The following is a 19,659-nucleotide window of genomic DNA, read 5'->3' on the forward strand; positions in this document are numbered from 1 at the left end:
ACTAATAATTTACATTTATATGTCAAGCAATTTTTGCACAAACAGGGTTGTTTGATAACAAAAACAAAAATAACATTTTTTGCTGTAAGGAGCCTATTATGAGCCTGTTAGGACTGATATTATTAATCGTAATCCTGTTTGCAGTATTGCCTACCTGGCCTTACAGTCGTGAGTGGGGATATAGGCCCGTGAGCATTGTCAGTGTCATATTGCTGGTATTGATTGTACTTTTGTTGACTCGTAGCGGCGGCGCACCTATCTTGCCGTAGAACTCTGCCAGATTGTGCCTGCGTATTGCGGCCTGGCGCAATACATAGGCACAAGCTTCTTAAATGTTAATTTCGGCCAAAATTTCCTTCTTAAATTCTCCGGCCAGGCGGTCAGCGAGCCGTGTTGTTTCCGGTAATCGGAAGCGCGGGCTTAATTGTAAAATAATATGCTGTGCGGTAGGCAATGACACGCCATGACCAATTGAGAGATATACCGGTTTGACGTTCACGCGCGTTCTTAACACCATACCGATAACACTTTTTTTATTATCATAGAGCCAGCTGAATGCGCCACGCTGATTTGGTGGTTCCTCGGCAAATCCATAAAGCCTGCTTTTGCCGCAGCCTATCGTCGGAATGTTATGCAATAATCCCAAATGGCAGGCAATGCCAAAGCGCCGCGGATGGGCAATACCTTGGCCGTCGCATACAATTAAATCCGGTTTATGTTCCAGTTGTTCAAGCGCTTTGCTGATTGCCGGTACTTCCCGAAATGATAAAAAACCGGACCGATACGGAATTTCAATGGTACTGATTGCAGTTTTTATCTCGACCGGTTGTAGCGTTTTGGCATCGAGTACAACAGCGGCGCTGAAAGCACGGTTACTAGGATAATCGTAAGCAATATCAACCCCTGCAATCAATGCGGGAGTTGTGATTTTATCCTGTTGTTCGACGTAGCCTGCCCATTTTCGTTGGCATTGGATGGCAAGCGTCACATTAAATTCGTTATTAATTACCAATTCAGGAGGATTAGTAAAAATCATATTATTTCCCCTTAATCGTGCTATGCTATTTCTTATCTACTACTAATGCATAACATGATGCAAGGAATTTTTATGACTTTTATTCAGTCCTGCGATATTTGCGGCGCTAAAATCGAGATTGAAGATAGTGATGATCTGGAGCCAAGTTATGATCCGCTGGCCGCCGGTGAAGAAGAGGATTTTCAGGATGTAAGCCTGTGTGAAAACTGCTCAAATAATATTATTTTGACGTCATCAAAGCACGCCTGAACAATCCGGCCAGTTTCTCCGGCCGGAATAGTTGGTTGTTGAGTACGGAATCAGGCAACAAAATTGATGGTGTAAGAGTAAGTCTTATAACCATCATAAGTCATGCCGGCAAATCTCATATAACCGTTACAACTGGCTTCAACAGTAGGATGACTCATATAGGGGCCGTCAGTAATATCCAGCACGCAAGAGCCCCATAATGGATGGGTAAATGTCACATGCCCGTGCCCTTTGCGGCAATCTTCACCATCTTCAATAATAAAACTGCGCGGACCTACAGGATACAATAGGATATCGCCGTCACTTAAGAAGCTGTATATGTAGACATTTGCATCGGTAGAATTACCCAAGTGAAAAAAATCTTTATAACCGCACAATGTTTCGTTAGCAAATGAGGAGCCGGCAGCGGAACTGATTAATAAACCTAATATTATTTTTTTAAACATAGTACTGTCCTATTTTTTTAACAACCAAGCGCGATTATAACGTTCTTTTTTGAAATTGAATATAAAAATTGATTTATTATTATTAAATCTGAGTATCTAAAACCCATAAAATAAGCCATAAACCAGACTTTTCACTTAATCTGATTTATGGAAGCAGCTTTATATGGAATATTAATAGACACTAGCATGCAAATTTTTTACAGTGAATTTGAATTACTTGCTCTACTTTCTTCAGCGCTATAGTCAAACAAATTAGTCGCCGCTTGACAACTTCCTGCCACTTGCAAGCTATCAGGTTTCCAAAACTGGAGAGTGCCGTATTGCGTATAGCTATTTTTTGCGCGTACTAGAGCAGGAATAATAGTCAACAAAGAAATCGCATTGTAGAAATACCTAAGCCAAGTATCAGTACGGTGCTGACTTATCAGCTGCTGATCTGCGCTTTCCAATGCATCTTTAAAAGCAACAATTCGCTGATAAAATGTTCCGCCACCACTATTATCTAACGTATTTTTAAGTGTTTGAAATAAATGACGTTTGTTAAGAGTAATATCTTTTTTACTCAAATATTGACTCGTTAACGCGAGTAATCGGCTATGCAAAGTAGGAATATAGCGTTTTATCTCTTCTGAATCTAACGGTGTCACCTCACGATTATCAACAAACCATCGATCACCATGGATTTTTACGTTGTTTCCCAAAAAGGTATAGGTCTTATTATTTTTACCAATCGTAATATAACCATTTCGGGAGGAAATGGAATGACCACTAGACCAAGTATAATTAAAGAAACTTATAGTAGAACCGGTACTAACGGTAGTACCTCGCGATGCTTCAATATAGATATTGCCTGGCATATTTGCGCTCCAAATTACTTTATGATTTACAAGTTAGCCAATAATATACCATTATTATGCTTGTTTGCTAATCTGTAGTATAGCTACTTTCTCATTGCCAGTTTGGGCTGGATATGCGGTAAAACTCCTCGCGAAGGCGGGAATGACATAATTTCTTAACTTGTTCGAGTCACATTAAACCTTGATAATTTCCATACAATTAGTGCCCCCTGATTTACCTATTTCCTGACCATAGGAGAGCAGGACAAAGCTATTGGGTTGCAACAGATTAAACTGGGTTAAATGTGTCAGGATCTGCTGTTTAGCTTGGGTAGCCGTCATGCCATGGTAATTAAAAAACAAAGGGAAAACATTATTTACCAGACTGAGTTTATTAATGGTTCGCTCATCGGCAGTGATGGCGAAAATCGGAACATTGCTATGATGGCGCGACATCCACAGTGCGCTTGCCCCGGATTCTGTTAAAGCAATAATCGCTTTAATCGGGAAATGGTTAGCGCTATACATGGCTGCCATGGCAATAGCCTGATCAGCCCGTCGGTAATGGCAGCTGTCTTCATCTCGGTAATAGGAAAAAGCCGCATGTTTTTCAGCGCTGAGGCAAATTTTATCAACCATGGTAATCACTTTGACTGGGTAGTTGCCTGACGCTGTTTCAGCAGAAAGCATTACTGCATCACTGCCATCGAGAATGGCATTGGCAACATCAGAAACTTCCGCCCGAGTCGGTTGAGGCTGCTGGATCATCGATTCCATCATCTGGGTTGCAGTGATTACAATTTTATCCATCCGTCTGGCTTGCTCAATAATTCTCTTTTGAATAGCCGGCACTTCGGCTGCACCGATTTCAACTGCCAAATCACCGCGTGCAACCATTACACCATCGGCTGCATGGATAATTTCAGTCAGGTTATGGATTGCTTCAGTGCGTTCAATTTTAGCAATGACCGGAAGTTCAGGCGCACCGGCACTGGCTAGCAGTCTACGCGCCTCGGCGATATCATCTGCATCTTTAACAAACGATAACGTTAAATAATCTGATGCCATACTGACTGCTTTGGCGAGATCGATACGATCCTTGTCGGTCAACGCACCTGCCGCAAGTCCGCCACCCAGGCGATTTAAACCTTTTTTATTTTTTAACAAGCCGCCTTCAATGACTTTACAGATGACTAAAGGCGGTTTCACCTCAGTGACCTTCAACTCAATCAAGCCATCATCGAGTAATAAGGTATCATCGGGATTAACTTCATAGCACAGAGTCTGATAAGCGACGCCAACAGCGTTTTCATCTCCTGGTGTCTGGCGGGAACAATCCAGAATGAATTGTCGGCCGTTAATCAGTGTGATTTGATCGTTTTTAAACGTACCAATTCGCAATTTGGGGCCTTGCAAATCAGCCATAATTGCTAATGGATGATTTAATTCCCGAGCAATTTGACGGACAGCGGCAACTGTTGCCAAAATGCTGTCGTCAGCGTGGGAAAAATTAACCCGCAGCACATCAACGCCCGCAACCAGCATGGCGCGGAGCGTTTCAAGCGAACTGCAGGCAGGCCCTAATGTCGCTATGATTTTAGTGCGGCGTAGTATCATTTGCCCTTCTTTCCAAAATGGCTACGGCAGGTAGTGTTTTTCCTTCCAGGCATTCCAGAAATGCCCCGCCGCCGGTTGAAATATAAGAAATTTGCTGGGTTAGATTATACTGGTCAATAGCTGCCAGGGTATCGCCGCCGCCTGCAATGGAGAATGCGTCACTGTCAGCAATGGCAATTGCCAGACCCCGTGTGCCGTAGGCAAATTGAGGGAATTCAAATACTCCGACCGGGCCATTCCAGATAATGGTGTGCGCTTTATCGATAATATCGACATAACGACCAACAGTTTCAGGGCCAATATCCATAATCATGTCATCACTGGCTACATTGGCCAATGATTTATTAAACGCAGGGCAGCTTTCACTAAACGCTTTACCAACCACAACGTCTGAAGGCAGCGGCATACGACAACCATTTTGTTCAGCCAGCTTTAAAATAGCGCGCGCATCATCCAGCAAACCTTCTTCGTACAGCGAGACGCCAATCTCAAAACCCTGAGCTTTCAGGAAGGTATTAGCGATACCGCCGCCGGTAATTAAATAGTCAACCATGCCGACCATTTGTTTCAGCAATGTGAGTTTTGTTGATACTTTTGAACCGCCAACAATGGCTACAATAGGCTTTTTAGGCTCTTTCAGTACCTGTTGCAGCGCTTCGAGTTCGTTCACCAGTAACGGGCCTGCTGCTGCAATGGGAGCGTATTCCGCAACACCGCAGGTTGAGGCTTGTTCACGATGGGCTGTGCCGAATGCGTCCATGACAAAGATGTCGCACAAATTGGCAAGCTGCTGCGCGAGCTGCTTATTATTGCTCTTTTCGCCAACATTAAACCGGACATTTTCACAAACAATCAGCTCGCCGGGTTTAGCGTCAACGCCATTAAGGTATTGGCTGGCAAAATGTACCGGGTAGTTCAGGTTTTTTGCCAGATAATCGGCAACCGGCTGCATGGAAAAACGCTTTTCAAAACGCCCCTCTTCCGGTCTTCCCAAATGGGAGAGGACAATCACTGCTGCGCCGGCATCAAGCGCCTGTTTTATAGTCGGCAACGCGGCTTGTAAACGTTGATCACTTGTAATCAGGCCATCTTTAACAGGTACGTTTAAATCTTCCCGGATTAATACTCGCTTACCACGTAAATCCAGATCGCTCATTCGGATTAAGTTCATGATTACATCCTTAACGGGTCATCATACAGGCTGCAGTATCCAGCATTCGGTTAGAGAAGCCCCACTCATTATCATACCAGGCTACCACTTTAACCAGTTTACCAAGCACCTTGGTTTGGGTGGTATCAAACACGGCTGAAGCAGGGTAATGGTTAAAATCGCAGGATACCAAAGGGGTGTCATTGATGTGCAGAATATTGTTTTTTGCCTGCCGCATAATGTCATTCACTTCGGCAACCGAGGTTTCGCGTTTAGCATTAAAGGTTAAATCAACGACAGAGACATTTAATGTCGGTACGCGCATTGCAAAACCATCCAGTTTGCCAGCCAGTTCCGGCAGAACCAGTCCAACCGCGGAAGCGGCGCCGGTTTTGGTCGGGATGATTGACTGAGTTGCAGAGCGGGCGCGGCGCAAATCACTGTGGCTGCCGTCAAGCAACATTTGATCTTTTGTGTAGGCATGGACAGTATTGACCAGACCATGTTCGATGCCAATCGCTTCATGAAGCGGTTTGACCACGGGCGCAAGGCAATTTGTTGTGCATGAGGCATTTGATACAATGATATCAGACGCTTTCAGCGTCTCATGGTTAACACCAAAAACAATCGTTGCATCGGCATTTTTACCAGGGGCTGAAATCAGAACTTTTTTAGCGCCGGCAGTGATATGCTGCATGGCTTTTTCGCGCTCGGTAAAGTAGCCAGTGCATTCAAAAACGATGTCAACATTCAATTCTTTCCACGGTAAGGCTTCGGGATTGCGCTCTGCAATGACTTCAATCGCATGGCCATTAATAATTAATTTATTGCCTTCCGTTTGTACATCGGCATTAAAACGGCCATGAGTTGAATCATAGCGGGTCAGGTGTGCGGTGGTTTCGATGCCTGAAAGGTCATTGATTGCGACAATATCAAACTCTTTTTCACGGCCATATTCATAAATAGCGCGCAGGATACAACGGCCTATGCGGCCATAACCGTTTATTGCGACTCGAAGGGTCATATTACTTCTCCAAATATTTATTATATTGCCTATAGAGGCTAATTTTAAAGTGTATTGAAAGCGTTTAAAATAGCGTCAACCGTGATGCCCAAATCTTCATAGGCCTGAGACGCAGGCGCTGATACGCCAAAGCGCTCCAGGCCAATTACCGCGCCATCCAGGCCGGTAAAGCGATACCAGTAACCGCTGGCTGCGGCTTCAATAGCGATTCGTTTGCGCACCTGATCAGGCAGGACTTGCTCGCGGTAAGCGCTATCCTGAGCAAGGAAACGTTCACAGCAGGGCATGGAAACAACCCGGATTTGCTTCCCGGCGGCAGTTAATTTTTCTGCAGCTGTGAGCGCTAACTGAACCTCGGAACCAGTCGCTAACAGAATTGCATCAGGCGTGCCCTGGCAGTCGCGGATAATATATCCGCCTTTGTTAATCAGACTGACGCTGGTGTCATTATGCGGCAGGGCAGGCAGATTCTGGCGTGATAATAACATACAGGATGGGCCCCGTTGTTCAATAGCCTGTTGCCAGGCAACCGCAGTCTCAACCAGATCAGCCGGTCGCCAGACGTGCGTGCCTGGTGTCAGGCGCAGCATGGCGGCATGCTCAACCGGCTGATGAGTCGGGCCATCTTCGCCAAGCCCGATTGAATCATGAGTCAGTACATAAATAACGCGTTGCCGCATCAGCGCGCTTAGGCGGATAGCATTGCGGGCATAGTCGCTGAATACCAGGAATGTGCCGCCATAGGGAATAAAACCGCCATGCAAGGCCAGGCCGTTCATGATCGCCGCCATGGCGAATTCGCGGACGCCGTAAAAAAGGTAGTTACCGCTGAAATCATCCGCTGTAATGGCTTTACTGCCTGACCAGTCGGTATTGTTTGAGCCGGTCAAATCCGCTGAGCCGCCTAACAGTTCAGGCAGGACTTTGGCAAAGCGTTCCAGACAGTATTGAGAGCTTTTGCGGGTTGCCAGGGCTTTGGTTTGCGTGCGGCAGTGATCGATAAACTCAGCGCTGACAGTATCCCAGCTATCCGGTAAATCGCCATTAATTCGTCTTAAAAATTCTTCATATTGTGCGGGATGTTTTTGCTGATATTGTTCGCATAAATCCAGCCATTGGTTTTCGTTATGCCGGCCTTGTTCGTTATGGTCCCAGGCGGCATAGATAGTATCAGGAACAAAAAAAGGTTCTTCATGCGGCCAATTTAATTGTTTGCGTACATAATTGACGCCTTCTGCGCCTAAAGGCGCTCCGTGCGATTTTTCACTGCCGGCAACGGATGAACAATAGCCAATGATCGTTTTGCAGATAATCAGGCTAGGCTTGGCTGTTTCGGCTTGCGCCTGCTCGATTGCAGCAGCAATGGCGGCCGAATCATGGCCGTCAATAGGACCAATAACATGCCAATTATAAGCTTTAAAACGGGCGGATGTGTCATCATTAAACCAGCCGCCCACTTTACCATCAATTGAAATGCCGTTATCATCATAAAAAGCAATGAGTTTACCCAAGCCTAATGTGCCTGCTAATGAGCACGCCTCATGTGAGATTCCTTCCATCAGGCAGCCGTCGCCGACAAAGGCGTAAGTAAAATGATCGATGATGTTTAAGTCGGTGTGATTAAATTGTTGTGCTAACAACTTTTCAGCGATAGCCATCCCGACCGCGTTTGCAAGGCCCTGGCCAAGCGGACCAGTGGTGGTTTCAACACCAGGAGTTTCATCATACTCAGGATGACCAGGCGTTTTTGAATGCAGTTGACGGAAATTTTTAAGGTCATTAACAGAGAGCTTGTAACCGGTTAAATGCAGAAGAGAATACAACAGCATGGAGCCGTGACCATTAGACAGCACAAAGCGATCACGATTGAACCAAAAGGGATTGCCAGGATTATGTTTCATGAATTTCTGCCATAGCACAGCGGCAATGTCTGCCATGCCTAATGGCATTCCGGGATGACCGGATTGGGCTTTTTCTACGGCGTCTATACTCAGGACCCGGATAGCATTAGCTAAATCTTTAGAAAAATTCATGTCTTCTCTTCTTACAATCACAAAGGCGCTATTGTCGCTCAGATAGGGCGATTCAGCAAGTTAGCTGTTTATAGTGATTTAATTATCGGCATTATTGGGAAAATATGTGTGGTGTTGTTTGACATTTTACTTTTTGTTTAAATTTTGTTATTTTTTCTTTTTAATATTCAGGAGGAGGGCTTATGACCGCGTTGAGACAACAGTTAGAACAAGTTGTAACCCTGGATTTGGTGAAAGGATTCTGGGAAAAACCCAACAAAAAATTTGTGGATCTCGTTCAAGAGCATTGTAAAAACGAGGAGCAGCAGATCGTTTTGAATCGTACTATAGCCGTTCAGCTGCCCTTGTTATTAATGCAATATAGCGTCATTAAAAAACAGCTCAATGAAAACTATAAATTAACGGAAGCTCTTGCTAAAGATCAATTTATAAGCCAGCTGACTTCGGCGTTAATGATGGCTGAACTATTGGAATATATCTATTCCTACTGCGTGAACGTTGAATGTGAAGCGGATACTATGCGGCAAGATCAGGAGATTTTTTGGCGTTTGCTGCAACAACACGAAATTAAATATCAACAACTGTATCGTGCTAAATTTGAAGGCCGCAGCACCCAAAGCAGTTTGCTCTTTAATGGCATATTTTCCAAATATGTCGGTGAAACAACGGGAGATACAAACTGGTTACGGCTAATCGGGTTACGGTTTAAACGCATACTTAATGCCATTGTTCCTTTGGTAATGGAAGCCGAGCGTTATCGCGCTATTGTTAAGGCGCTTGATAGAGTGACTAATCCGGTTATTGCCTATATTGGCTGGGTCTTTTTTGCGCCAAGGCTTGCCAATAGCCTTTTTCTCCTGGGCAAGCATACCATACCTGGAACCTGGATGAGCGAGACCGAGAAGAAATTAGGTGTCGGAACCCGTTTGCAGATACAAATGCAATTTCGCTGGTTTGAATTGGGCAATGATAGCGTCTGGTTTATTGCCGGCGTATTGAATTGCTTTGTCTGGCTGGGGCCGCACGTTTATATTGGTGTGTTGATCAATGCAGTTTTGTATGGCTACGACATGCTATTAGCCAGCATTCGAGCAGGCATTGAATATATGCGTCTTCAGAAAATGCTTACGCAATATAGAGAAATTGTTGTCGATATAAAGCGTCTGTTAAAAGAGGCGCCTGATGAAGAAACAAAAAAGAAATTAAAAGCTGAAAAGGCTGAAGTGAAACAGTTTATGGCTCTTCTCGAAGAACGCGAATATCATGAATTAAAAAAAATGATGGTTGGCGTGGTCAATACCTCCGTGTTATTGGTTGCCATTATCTTATGCCTGCCTTCAGTGGCAGTTTCTCCCTGGATTGGATTGGTCGGTGCAATACTATTGCTAACCAGCACGATCACAGCTTGTATTATTTCAAAAGCGCTTAACCGAAAAAACAAGGCTTATGAGCTTTGCGATGAGCTGAAAAAAGACATCGAGGTACCAGATTTTGCGCCGATAGCAGTAGCTCTGTCGCCAAAACTATCGCCTTTGCGATTGTCGCTACCAGCGCTTCCGGAAGAGCCCCCATATGATACAGAGGGCATTAGAAATTCTCCGCGCCGCTAATAACTGTAATTGAGGGCACATCCTATTCAATGCTATGCTTTATTTATTGCCGTAAATTTAAAGGATAGCTATGTTAACCAATCAATTACCCCAATTTTCAATTAATCATCTCGATCTGGATACTTATCCGAAACGCCTTGAGCAATTGTTGCAGAGCAATCTGGCTACAATAGATAAGCTGACCTCGCAACAATCATTTAACTGGGATAATTTAATGCAGCCGCTTGAGGGAATGGATGATAAGCTCGAGCGTTTTTTATCTCCCATGACCCACTTGCATGCAGTGGTCAATTCGCCGGAGCTGCGTGCCTGTTATCAGGCTTGCCTGCCTCATCTTTCCGCCTATGATGCTGCGGTTGGTCAGAATCTGGCACTATATCAGGCGATAAAATCATTAGACCAAAGCCTGTTAAACGCGACACAGCGAAAAATTGTTGATGACAGCCTGCAGAACTTTGAGCTTTCTGGCGTTGCTTTGCCCGAGGATAAAAAGCAGCGCTTTGAAGCGATTAGTACACGCCTGTCGGAGTTATCCAATCAATTTGAAAACAACCTGCTTGATGCCGGCCAGGCCTTTAGTCTGCATATTACAGATGAAAAACGATTGGCTGGTTTGCCAGAACACGCGATAAACACCGCCCGAGAATTGGCAGAAGAAAAGAAACTGGATGGCTGGGTATTAAATCTTGAATTTCCCTGTTACATCGCAGTAGTGACCTATGCAGAGGATCGCAGTTTGCGAGAGACGTTCCACTACGCCTATTCTACTCGAGCATCCGATCAAGGCCCGAATGCCGGCGAGTTTGATAATTCTGCGATTATTGATGAAATACTGGCTCTGCGTGATGAAAAGGCGAAATTGCTGGATTTCTCAAACTATGCAGAATTATCGCTCGCCCGAAAAATGGCCGAATCAACCGCTCAGGTAACCGGTTTTCTGACCGACTTGGCTGAGCGTGCCCACAAACAGGCAGAGCAGGAAATGGCAGAGCTGCGCAAATTTGCCAGCAGCGAATATGGTATAACCGAACTTAAACCATGGGATCTCGCTTATTTTTCAGAAAAAATGCAGCAAAAATACTATGCTATTTCTCAGGAAGATTTACGCCCCTATTTTCCATTAAATAAAGTAATGACAGGGCTGTTTACGATCATTCATCGTTTGTATGGCATCAAACTGGAACAAGTCGACCAGATTGATACATGGCATCCTGATGTGAGTGTCTATCGCCTGGTTGATGAAGATAACCAGCTGCGCGGCTACGTGTATGTCGATTTATTTGCCCGCCAGAATAAACGAGGCGGCGCCTGGATGGACTCCTGCCAGAGCAGACTCAAACTGCCCGATGGCAACGTACAATTACCAATAGCGACATTAACCTGCAATTTTGCCAAACCGGCAGCCAATAAAATGGCAACTCTGTCGCATGACGAAGTGTTAACCCTGTTCCATGAATTCGGCCACTGCCTGCATCATTTACTGACCCGGGTAGATTATATTGATGCCTCCGGGATCAATGGCGTCGAGTGGGACGCGGTTGAGCTGCCAAGCCAGATTTTTGAAAACTGGTGCTGGGAAAAAAGCGCGCTTGATCTGCTGACACAACACGTCGATACTGGCGAACCTTTGCCAGAGGAAATGTATCAGAAGCTGATTGCCGCTAAAAATTTCCAATCGGCCATGACTATGATGCGACAGTTGGAGTTCTCCCTGTTTGATTTCCGCATCCACCAGGAGTTCACCAACCGCCCAGGTTTCATGGCAGATATACTGGAAGAAGTGCGCAAACAGACCACAGTAGTACCCATCGCCCCCTACAACCGCTTCGCCCACAGCTTCTCCCACATCTTTGCCGGCGGCTACGCGGCAGGGTATTACAGTTATAAATGGGCCGAAGTACTATCAAGCGACGCATTCTCCCGCTTCGAAGATGAAGGCGTACTGAATCCCGAAACCGGCCGTGCATTCTTACACAGCATCCTGGAAGTAGGCAGCTCCAAAGAAGCAGCCGAAGCCTTCATAAACTTCCGAGGGCGCCCGGCAACCGTAGACGCGCTCCTGCGCCACAACGGAATAAACTAACCGTCCAACAATCTGCCTTCTCCCGTACCGGGAGAAGGCGCCCGTACAGCGGAAGAAGGAAAACATTTTCACTACCTTCAGTATAATTCCAATATTTTTATGCTATAATCAAAATGACCACCAAATTGGGGGCGACCTGGCTTCGACGCGGGTTGCGAAACCTGAGGGGCATGCCGAGAATGAGATCTCTCGTTAATAAGACTCAAGTAAATATAAATGCAAACGAAGAAAACTTTGCAGGTGCAATTGCTGCGTAAGCAGTGAAAGCCCAACGTGTGCTGCCATAAAACCAGCGCCCCGTTGACCGAGCCCGCTTATCGGTATCGAATCAACGGTCATAAGAGATAAGCTAGCAACCCGATGTGTCTCGCATCAGGAAGCAAAATTCAGAGACTCGCTGCGTTTAATCCTGTTTGTCGGAGGAACCGCAGTCAAACTCAAATGACAAAACTAAGCATGTAGAACCAACGGCAGAGGATTTGCGGACGCGGGTTCGATTCCCGCCGCCTCCACCAATTCATTTGATCATCACCTTGAATGGAATATTTTTCGGGCCTTTCCCAATTAATGTAGTCCGGGTGAAACGAAGTGAAATCCGGATTCCGGTCCTGCATCTGAGTTATGCTTGTTCAATCCGGGCAATTAGCAGAATAAATATAAAAATATTAAAATTGGAATAGCTATGAATTATACCCTTTCATTAGAAAAAATAGATGAATACAAAACCCATCACTTTATTGTAAATCCAAAACAGGCAGCCTTACTTGTTATCGAAATGCAAAATGTTTTTCGAACTGATTTAAATATAATAAGTGATAAGCAAATTAATAATGTTAAATCGATTATTGAAGCTTCTGAAAAAGCGGGAGTGGAGATTATTTATGTTCAACATAACGATAGCTCTGAAATTTCAAAGTCCATGGTAGATTGGTGGAATGGAGACAAAATAGAATATGGTAGTGAAGGCTGGAAACTAATTGATGAATTTGATACCTCAGGAAAGACTGTTATTGATAAAAACCAATATAGCGCATTCTTTAAAACTGATTTAGATAATTTGCTTAAATTAAAGAATATTAAAGAGGTAATTATTATTGGTGTTATGGCAAATTGCTGCTGTGAAACAACAGCAAGAGATGCTTTTATGCATGGATACAGAGTGTTTTTTATCAATGATGCCACTGCTACGCTAAACGAAGATTTACATCTATCTACTTTAAAAAATTTATCATTTGGATTTGCGTGCATACAAAGTACACAAGAGCTTGTCTCTCAGTTAGATCATGCTACAAAATAAAAAAATTATCAAATAAGATGTAATATGAAGAAATTATTAATATTATTTATTGCTATTTCATTAGCAAATTATTTACAAGCCTCCCAACGGCGTGATTTAGGCTCCCAAAAAACGGTCAATGTAATAGCCTTTTATGGTTTTTTAGAGGATCCTGAAATTAAAGAGGCCGTTGAGAAACAATGCAATGTAAAGTTTTTTCATGATTCTTATTATACAAATGCAGAATTTCTCCATACTTTTTATAAGCAGAGAAATTACTATGATATAATGATTTTTAGCAATATGGTATATGGAAGCATAAAAAACCAACTTCCCAATATAGAAAGTAGTAATCTTTGGAAATCATCTAATGACTATTATCCATATTTTAAAAAATATTATCTAACACATAATTATTCACATAATACCGCTTTTTTTACACATGCCATAGTAGGATTTATGTACAATCCTGAGTTAATTCATATCAGGAACGATGAAAAAATGAGTGATATTTTTAAAGATGCTAAAGATAACAATGTAATTTTAGTTGATGATGCAGGTGAGATTGGAAATTTATTAACAATTGGATTCAGTGATGATCAGAATATTCAAAAAAATATGGACGGCACCGTTTCATTAACTTATAAAAATTTAAAACGTATGACGCAAAATTCTAAAATATATATTACGAGCGATTTTAATAAAATTTATGATAGTAAAAATTTTGCACTTAGCTATATTTGGTCTGGTGATGCACTGTTATACATAAAAAAATCTGGGAAGCCCTATAAATTTGTCATTCCATCTAATGCTAGTTCAATTTGCACAGATCTAATCGTCCAAATGAAAGATACTTCGGAGGCTAGTTGCGTTGCAAATGTATTACAAAATCAATCTACATTAAAACATTTTGAAAAATCGACATATTATTTCTCTCCATATTTTAAAAACCATATAGATGATAAATCCTATATTAAGTTATATGAAAAAACGAAAAAAACTCTTTCTCAATTACGTATGATTCAACCAGTGGAAAATTTTGATAAAGATTATAATGACAATTGGAATAAAATTAAGCTTCAAATTAGCAAAGATAATTCTAATTAATTTATGAGCCAAAATATAGTTACCAGTTGGCTTTTATCTATTTTAGAAGTTAATGATCTTGATTCTTATAAAAAAATTATAAATCGCCTGATCACATTTTTGATCGTTTTTGGTTTATGCCTTAATGCTTGTGCTATGTTTTTAAGTTATCACCAATATGAAAAAAAATCCGAAAACGATAATAAAAAATTAATTATTAATGCGAATTCAATTTTACAGTCAAATATTTCTGAAAAGCTTAGTATAGTGGTAAATAACCAGGACTTTGTCAGTTATATTAATGAGGGTGAGTATAGCAGAAAATTAAATGCTGTAAGTATGATGTTGCTATTTAATAACTTTATTGATAATAACCTTATTACTGGCATAAAAGTTTATAAAAAAGGTAATGATCCAATATTGAGTGTTGGAGATACTAATTCAGCATTTTATGTAAAGCTTAATCTTTGTTATCTGAGCGGACAAATTAATAATCAGTTTGGTAATTGTTATGCTAGCATTATGGTTTTAATGTCAAAAAATCATTATTTAAATCAACTTTCTAGAATCAATGCAAATATAAAAGCATGTAAAAAACAATATTATAAATGTGAAAAAGTTGATCCATTTGGCTCGACTAAATTTGGTTCATTCTACATTAGTGACTCTGAAAAAAAATTCATTTCAATAGAGCATATTTCACCAAGCATATACCCGTTATTAATCCCTGCCATAATAATTTTACTCATTTCTTCATTTGGTCTATTGATAACACAAAAATTAGTTAAAACATTAACCAATATATACCTTGCAAACCCTATTAAAGAAATTGAAACAAATTTAAAAAATAATATACCTTTGAGACGCAAATATATAAAAGAAATTAACTATCTTGCAAAGGAAATTGAAGAATATCAAGAACATAAATTTGAAATTGAACTTGGAAAAAGTCTAGCCCAAGTGGCACATGATATACGTTCTCCATTGCTAGCTATAGATTCTCTTTTTCATTTAGTAGAAAAAAAACTAAATGAGTCTGAGCGGATTTTAGGAAGAAGAGCAATTCGCCGCTTAAATGATATTGCTTGGAGTTTGCTATCTAAATATAAAAATAAAAATGAAACAGTTCATGCTGATGAAAATAATTATGTGTTTCTCTATTCCTGCATACAAGAAATTTTATCAGAAAAACGTATGGAGTATGTAAAACACAATATAGAATTTGAACTTCATGTCGCTCAGAAAAATGTTTTCCTCCTGGTTTACTTAAGTTCGGTAAATTTAAAAAGAATGTTATCTAATATAATCAATAACGCTGTTAATAGTATTTTACCAAAAAGTGGTGTCGTGGAAATAAGTCTTGAAATCAATTCTATTGGTGTATTAATTGCAATTAAAGATAATGGAAGAGGAATGACTCCCGATTTTGTAAAAGGTATTTTTGATAATGCCGAGTGTGAGAAAGTAAAAACTAATCTAGGGTTACCTCATGCAATTAATTTTGTTAAGCAAGCAGGAGGGTTATTAGATATAATTTCATCTGCAGGAAATGGAACTACAGTAAATATTTCATTTCCCCTTTGTATAACTCCTCCTTGGTCTATCAGTGAATATCAGGTTCAAGTTGATGACTTATTAATTTTCATCGATGACAGTAAATCTGTACATGATGTTTGGGATGAGAAACTAAGAGATTTGCAATATACGGATTACAAGCACTTTTATAATGCGGAAGATGCTTTGAGTTTTTTAAAAAAGATAAATAATAGAAAAATAGTGATTTTTTGCGATTATGAATTTTTTAATGAGGATAAAAATGGTTTACATATTTTAGAAAATGCACCTTTTGATGCTACTAAAATATTAGTTACAGGTTGTTTATACAATCAAAAAATAATGGAATCAACAATTGAAAAAGGGTTTAAGATATTACCGAAAGATCTTGTGCCTTATTTTAAATATTCACTTTCAGGTACTAACAGCCAATTTGAAATATAACTTGGTACGCATGTGATTCTTGCTTCTGTAACAGTCATTAATAAAATGCTTTAATCCTTGAGCATTCAGATATGTGATCCGAGCTGTGTTATGTTTAAAAAATCAGAAGGACTCTAAAGGATTTTTTTCAATCAGGTTGCAGTATTGCCACAGCAACAATTTAAGAAATTGTGCACAGTAAATCTGATCTTATTTGAAGGTCATTGATATTCAAACTTTTTTTTAAGAAGTTTAAATTAACATAACTTTGTTTGCATGTGACTAGTGTTGTGAATATGGGTTATATTGTATCATCATGTTTAGGATGGTATCCAACTAGGATTGTTATGAATTTATTTATTGATACAAATATTTTTCTTTCTTTTTTTCACTTATCTAAGGACGATTTGGAGGAAATCCATAAGTTAATAGTCTTATTAGAACAAAATGAAATTAAACTGTGGATTACCAAGCAAGTTATGGATGAGTTTTATAGAAATCGTGAAAATAAAATATCTGATGCGATTAAAAAACTTAAAGAACAAAGACTCAATGGACAATTTCCTCAGTTCTGCAAAGAATATGAAGATTATAGATTGATAAAATGCTATGAAAAAAAATACAATCAGCATTTTGATATCTTAATGAGTAAAATACATGCGGACATTACCAATAATACGTTTAAAGCAGACGAAAATATTAATGAGTTATTTTCTAAGTCCCGCATAATTGAAATCAATTATAACGTAGTTGATCGCGCAATTTTTAGGGTAAATATCGGGAACCCGCCAGGGAAAAATGACCTTCTTGGCGATGCGATTAATTGGGAGTGTCTTTTACAGAATATTCCTGATAGCGAATGTCTGTATATAGTTACAGATGATAAAGATTATTATTCATTATTAGATGATAATAAACTTAAACAGTTTTTGAAACAAGAATGGGAAGAGAGAAAACAATCGAATGTCTTTTCCTATCGAAGGTTATCTCAATTTTTTAAAGAGCATTTCCCTGATATAAAATTAGCTACGGAATTAGAAAAAGAATTAGCTATTAAAGTACTTGAAAAAAGCGCCGCTATTCATGAGATTTATCAGGCCGTGGAGTCTCTCTCAGAATATACTGAGTTTAATCAATCACAAATTGATAAAATGTTGCAAGCATCTTTAAATAATCCTCAGATTTATCATCTTTTGGGAAATGCAATTATTAAAAGATTTTACAAAAGCATAACTAATTCAAACTATAATATAATCGACAAGGATTTAGCTCAAAGGGTGTTGTATGCACTCAATAATTGCGAGTTAATTGATTATTATTCCAATAATCCTAGTGAGCACGATTATTTTAAAACTTATACTGAAAATGCAAAAAAAATTTCAAAAATAAACCACATTTCAAAAAAAGAAGCATACAACCTCTTAGCCAAACATGCTAAAAGTAAAGATTGGTTACTTCTTCAAGAAAAAATTAAAGTATCATTACAAAGATTATTTTATTTATATCGAGAAAATTGTGATAAATTTATTACTGATGGTTTTGTTTTACTTCGAAATGAATGTCGTACACTTTTGAAGCACGATATTGGAAAAGAAAAGATAAAGAAGGACCTTTTAAAATGTGCATATGTGAATAATCGTTTTCAGTTATCCAGTCTTTATTTGAGAGGGCTAAATTTTGATTATCGTAAACATAAAGGGTCCTTAAATATTATAGAAAATTGGAATTGGTGTGCAGGTATTGAGATGAATTTTTCATATTCTGTTTTTGTTTATTTACATTTTACTTGGTCTGTATTTATAAATTCAGATTTCGAATTCACCCAATTTAGTTTACGCTCTGAAGCTACTAAGCGAGTTTTATATTCAAATCATTTTCAAGAGGTTGTGTTTATTGACTGTAATTTAGAAAATGCTGATTTGTCTGAGTCTTACGCTAGAGACGCAATTTTTTTTAATTGCAAGTTTAATAATGCTGATTTATCAAAATTGAAAGGGTTTATGAGTATGTTTGCTTATTGTACTATGAAAGGAGTTCATTTTAATGATGCTCAACTAATATCCTCAAATTTTGATGGAGCAGATTTAACTGATGCTCAATTTATAAATGCAAATTTACGTGGTGCCTCCTTACGATATGCAAACTTGAAAGGCGCTAATTTTTATAATACAGATTTACGTGGGGCCGATCTAACGGGTTGTAAAAATGCTTCACTAGAAGGTGCTCTGTTAGGTCAATTTGAAACTACTGATTAAGGTTCGGTATTAATATGGGCTACTATACGATATGTTTTTTTATCTGGTTTGGCTATAACCGAACTTTCTATGATGCTTAAACACATAAGTCGTAAATTTAAAGACTCGTTACAGAGGAAAAATATCTTTACAACAAGCAAAGACCTCGTGTTGAGAAAGGCATTAATGCTAGGTAAAGCTACTCTATAGTTGACTAATAGCATTCTGTATTTAAATTCTAGAATATAGAATAAGGAGTGATGCTCAATGATTAAATCACAAGATATCGTAGTTCTGGCCAACACCAACCTCTCACAATAAACTCCTTAAATGAGCTTAAATCGACATACTATACTCAACGCCTCTCAAGTTATAAAACACTGTGTTGATATCACTTTTTTACCATTCCTTGTTCCAGATTCTGAAATATCAACTCTATGACTCTGTTATGGCTCAGTAATTATCATTTTCTGAATTTCTGGCTGATCGTATTCCGCATGCTCGGCCTCAATTGTTAAATTTGGGATGGGGGTGTATTTTGCCTTATCGTGCGTGTGGCCGCACAAAACCAGGAAGTCGATATCAGGATGCGTGGTGCAAATATTCATCAGGACATCACCAGATGCTTTTGAGGAAAAATAAGGCAGCCAATCATTATCACTTATTTTCCCCTCATGCAAACATGCTTCTTTGAATGGTGGAATATGAGTTAAAACAATAATCCTTTGGGGGCGCTGCGCTGCTGCTGCATCAGTTGTTCTTGTAGCTGACTGGCGTCATAGTCGGCAAGTTGTTGCATTTTGGCTAGCAATTGGGAGCGCCCTACAAGCTTTTCTTGAAATAAATCAGAGATCATTCTGCTGTCATTAAGCGCGACTCGAGTATTATGATAATTACCCAGCCCTCTTGACCAACTAATAAAGTATCATTATCTAGTACTATTTCCATTTAATTTTGACATGTGAGGCTAGCATAAGCCTTATCAAATTTTTGCCTGGCATC

17 protein-coding genes and 1 other RNA gene are annotated in these 19,659 nt (G+C 40.0%); 9 read left to right on the forward strand and 9 right to left on the reverse strand.

Annotated features, from left to right (window positions below):
• The first annotated feature begins 98 nt into the window (after positions 1-98).
• The gene (locus ACFORL_RS04755; RefSeq protein WP_382341604.1) at positions 99-269 is read left to right on the forward strand and encodes a DUF3309 family protein; all 171 of its coding nucleotides are present in this window, start codon (positions 99-101) and stop codon (positions 267-269) included.
• 59 nt (positions 270-328) lie between these two features.
• Here the strand turns inward: ACFORL_RS04755 and nfi are convergent, their stop codons facing one another.
• On the reverse strand, positions 329-1,036 hold the full coding sequence (gene nfi / locus ACFORL_RS04760; RefSeq protein ID WP_382341605.1) for a deoxyribonuclease V: 708 nt from the start codon (positions 1,034-1,036) through the stop codon (positions 329-331).
• 72 nt (positions 1,037-1,108) lie between these two features.
• On the opposite strand from nfi, the gene ACFORL_RS04765 reads away from it, so the two are divergent.
• Positions 1,109-1,285, forward strand: coding sequence for a hypothetical protein (locus ACFORL_RS04765; protein ID WP_382341607.1), 177 nt, complete (start codon positions 1,109-1,111; stop codon positions 1,283-1,285).
• Positions 1,286-1,335: 50 nt separating this feature from the next.
• On the opposite strand, the gene ACFORL_RS04770 is transcribed toward ACFORL_RS04765, so the two are convergent.
• The 6 genes from ACFORL_RS04770 to tkt all read right to left on the reverse strand — a co-directional run bounded on the left by ACFORL_RS04770 (position 1,336) and on the right by tkt (position 8,391).
• Positions 1,336-1,731, reverse strand: a complete 396-nt coding sequence (locus tag ACFORL_RS04770; protein ID WP_382341609.1) for a hypothetical protein — start codon at positions 1,729-1,731, stop codon at positions 1,336-1,338.
• A 197-nt stretch (positions 1,732-1,928) separates the two neighbouring features.
• Positions 1,929-2,588 (reverse strand): hypothetical protein, encoded by a 660-nt coding sequence (locus ACFORL_RS04775; protein ID WP_382341610.1) that lies wholly within the window; start codon positions 2,586-2,588, stop codon positions 1,929-1,931.
• A gap of 174 nt (positions 2,589-2,762) precedes the next feature.
• Complete coding sequence (pyk, locus tag ACFORL_RS04780; protein WP_382341653.1) at positions 2,763-4,181, reverse strand: pyruvate kinase; 1,419 nt, start codon at positions 4,179-4,181, stop codon at positions 2,763-2,765.
• Complete coding sequence (locus ACFORL_RS04785) at positions 4,165-5,355, reverse strand: phosphoglycerate kinase (RefSeq protein ID WP_382341613.1); 1,191 nt, start codon at positions 5,353-5,355, stop codon at positions 4,165-4,167. Before ACFORL_RS04785 ends, pyk begins: the two co-directional genes overlap by 17 nt.
• A gap of 10 nt (positions 5,356-5,365) precedes the next feature.
• Positions 5,366-6,358 (reverse strand): type I glyceraldehyde-3-phosphate dehydrogenase, encoded by a 993-nt coding sequence (gap, locus tag ACFORL_RS04790; protein ID WP_382341615.1) that lies wholly within the window; start codon positions 6,356-6,358, stop codon positions 5,366-5,368.
• Between the two features lie 44 nt (positions 6,359-6,402).
• Positions 6,403-8,391: a transketolase gene (gene tkt, locus ACFORL_RS04795; protein ID WP_382341617.1), complete on the reverse strand. Its 1,989-nt coding sequence runs from the start codon at positions 8,389-8,391 to the stop codon at positions 6,403-6,405.
• A 182-nt stretch (positions 8,392-8,573) separates the two neighbouring features.
• Here tkt and ACFORL_RS04800 point away from each other — a divergent pair, with 182 nt between their 5' ends.
• The 7 genes from ACFORL_RS04800 to ACFORL_RS04830 all read left to right on the forward strand — a co-directional run bounded on the left by ACFORL_RS04800 (position 8,574) and on the right by ACFORL_RS04830 (position 18,678).
• Positions 8,574-10,001: a hypothetical protein gene (locus ACFORL_RS04800; RefSeq protein ID WP_382341619.1), complete on the forward strand. Its 1,428-nt coding sequence runs from the start codon at positions 8,574-8,576 to the stop codon at positions 9,999-10,001.
• A gap of 70 nt (positions 10,002-10,071) precedes the next feature.
• The gene (locus tag ACFORL_RS04805; protein WP_382341621.1) at positions 10,072-12,084 is read left to right on the forward strand and encodes a M3 family metallopeptidase; all 2,013 of its coding nucleotides are present in this window, start codon (positions 10,072-10,074) and stop codon (positions 12,082-12,084) included.
• Between the two features lie 127 nt (positions 12,085-12,211).
• Positions 12,212-12,599: a transfer-messenger RNA gene (gene ssrA / locus ACFORL_RS04810) on the forward strand.
• A gap of 167 nt (positions 12,600-12,766) precedes the next feature.
• Positions 12,767-13,381 carry an isochorismatase family protein gene (locus ACFORL_RS04815; protein WP_382341623.1) on the forward strand — a complete coding sequence of 205 codons (615 nt, stop codon included), beginning with the start codon at positions 12,767-12,769 and terminating at the stop codon, positions 13,379-13,381.
• A 24-nt stretch (positions 13,382-13,405) separates the two neighbouring features.
• Positions 13,406-14,467: a hypothetical protein gene (locus tag ACFORL_RS04820; RefSeq protein ID WP_382341625.1), complete on the forward strand. Its 1,062-nt coding sequence runs from the start codon at positions 13,406-13,408 to the stop codon at positions 14,465-14,467.
• Between the two features lie 3 nt (positions 14,468-14,470).
• Positions 14,471-16,444 carry a hybrid sensor histidine kinase/response regulator gene (locus tag ACFORL_RS04825; RefSeq protein ID WP_382341627.1) on the forward strand — a complete coding sequence of 658 codons (1,974 nt, stop codon included), beginning with the start codon at positions 14,471-14,473 and terminating at the stop codon, positions 16,442-16,444.
• A 326-nt stretch (positions 16,445-16,770) separates the two neighbouring features.
• On the forward strand, positions 16,771-18,678 hold the full coding sequence (locus tag ACFORL_RS04830) for a PIN domain-containing protein (RefSeq protein ID WP_382341629.1): 1,908 nt from the start codon (positions 16,771-16,773) through the stop codon (positions 18,676-18,678).
• 425 nt (positions 18,679-19,103) lie between these two features.
• On the opposite strand, the gene ACFORL_RS04835 is transcribed toward ACFORL_RS04830, so the two are convergent.
• Both ACFORL_RS04835 and ACFORL_RS04840 read right to left on the reverse strand, forming a co-directional pair.
• On the reverse strand, positions 19,104-19,265 hold the full coding sequence (locus tag ACFORL_RS04835; RefSeq protein ID WP_382341631.1) for a hypothetical protein: 162 nt from the start codon (positions 19,263-19,265) through the stop codon (positions 19,104-19,106).
• A 101-nt stretch (positions 19,266-19,366) separates the two neighbouring features.
• On the reverse strand, positions 19,367-19,513 hold the full coding sequence (locus ACFORL_RS04840; protein ID WP_382341633.1) for a hypothetical protein: 147 nt from the start codon (positions 19,511-19,513) through the stop codon (positions 19,367-19,369).
• Positions 19,514-19,659 lie beyond the last annotated feature (146 nt).

Origin of the sequence: Legionella dresdenensis (assembly GCF_042649825.1) — a bacterium.
Classification (GTDB): Bacteria; Pseudomonadota; Gammaproteobacteria; order Legionellales; family Legionellaceae; genus Legionella_C; species Legionella_C dresdenensis.

What these genes read in the sequence shown, in the direction of transcription:
- ACFORL_RS04755 (WP_382341604.1), top strand. Translation starts at nt 99, where the DNA reads ATGAGCCTGTTAGGACTGATATTATTAATCGTAATCCTGTTTGCAGTA.
- nfi (WP_382341605.1), bottom strand. Translation starts at nt 1,036, where the DNA reads ATGATTTTTACTAATCCTCCTGAATTGGTAATTAATAACGAATTTAAT.
- ACFORL_RS04765 (WP_382341607.1), top strand. Translation starts at nt 1,109, where the DNA reads ATGACTTTTATTCAGTCCTGCGATATTTGCGGCGCTAAAATCGAGATT.
- ACFORL_RS04770 (WP_382341609.1), bottom strand. Translation starts at nt 1,731, where the DNA reads ATGTTTAAAAAAATAATATTAGGTTTATTAATCAGTTCCGCTGCCGGC.
- ACFORL_RS04775 (WP_382341610.1), bottom strand. Translation starts at nt 2,588, where the DNA reads ATGCCAGGCAATATCTATATTGAAGCATCGCGAGGTACTACCGTTAGT.
- ACFORL_RS04785 (WP_382341613.1), bottom strand. Translation starts at nt 5,355, where the DNA reads ATGAACTTAATCCGAATGAGCGATCTGGATTTACGTGGTAAGCGAGTA.
- gap (WP_382341615.1), bottom strand. Translation starts at nt 6,358, where the DNA reads ATGACCCTTCGAGTCGCAATAAACGGTTATGGCCGCATAGGCCGTTGT.
- tkt (WP_382341617.1), bottom strand. Translation starts at nt 8,391, where the DNA reads ATGAATTTTTCTAAAGATTTAGCTAATGCTATCCGGGTCCTGAGTATA.
- ACFORL_RS04800 (WP_382341619.1), top strand. Translation starts at nt 8,574, where the DNA reads ATGACCGCGTTGAGACAACAGTTAGAACAAGTTGTAACCCTGGATTTG.
- ACFORL_RS04805 (WP_382341621.1), top strand. Translation starts at nt 10,072, where the DNA reads ATGTTAACCAATCAATTACCCCAATTTTCAATTAATCATCTCGATCTG.
- ACFORL_RS04815 (WP_382341623.1), top strand. Translation starts at nt 12,767, where the DNA reads ATGAATTATACCCTTTCATTAGAAAAAATAGATGAATACAAAACCCAT.
- ACFORL_RS04820 (WP_382341625.1), top strand. Translation starts at nt 13,406, where the DNA reads ATGAAGAAATTATTAATATTATTTATTGCTATTTCATTAGCAAATTAT.
- ACFORL_RS04825 (WP_382341627.1), top strand. Translation starts at nt 14,471, where the DNA reads ATGAGCCAAAATATAGTTACCAGTTGGCTTTTATCTATTTTAGAAGTT.
- ACFORL_RS04830 (WP_382341629.1), top strand. Translation starts at nt 16,771, where the DNA reads ATGAATTTATTTATTGATACAAATATTTTTCTTTCTTTTTTTCACTTA.
- ACFORL_RS04835 (WP_382341631.1), bottom strand. Translation starts at nt 19,265, where the DNA reads ATGAATATTTGCACCACGCATCCTGATATCGACTTCCTGGTTTTGTGC.
- ACFORL_RS04840 (WP_382341633.1), bottom strand. Translation starts at nt 19,513, where the DNA reads ATGATCTCTGATTTATTTCAAGAAAAGCTTGTAGGGCGCTCCCAATTG.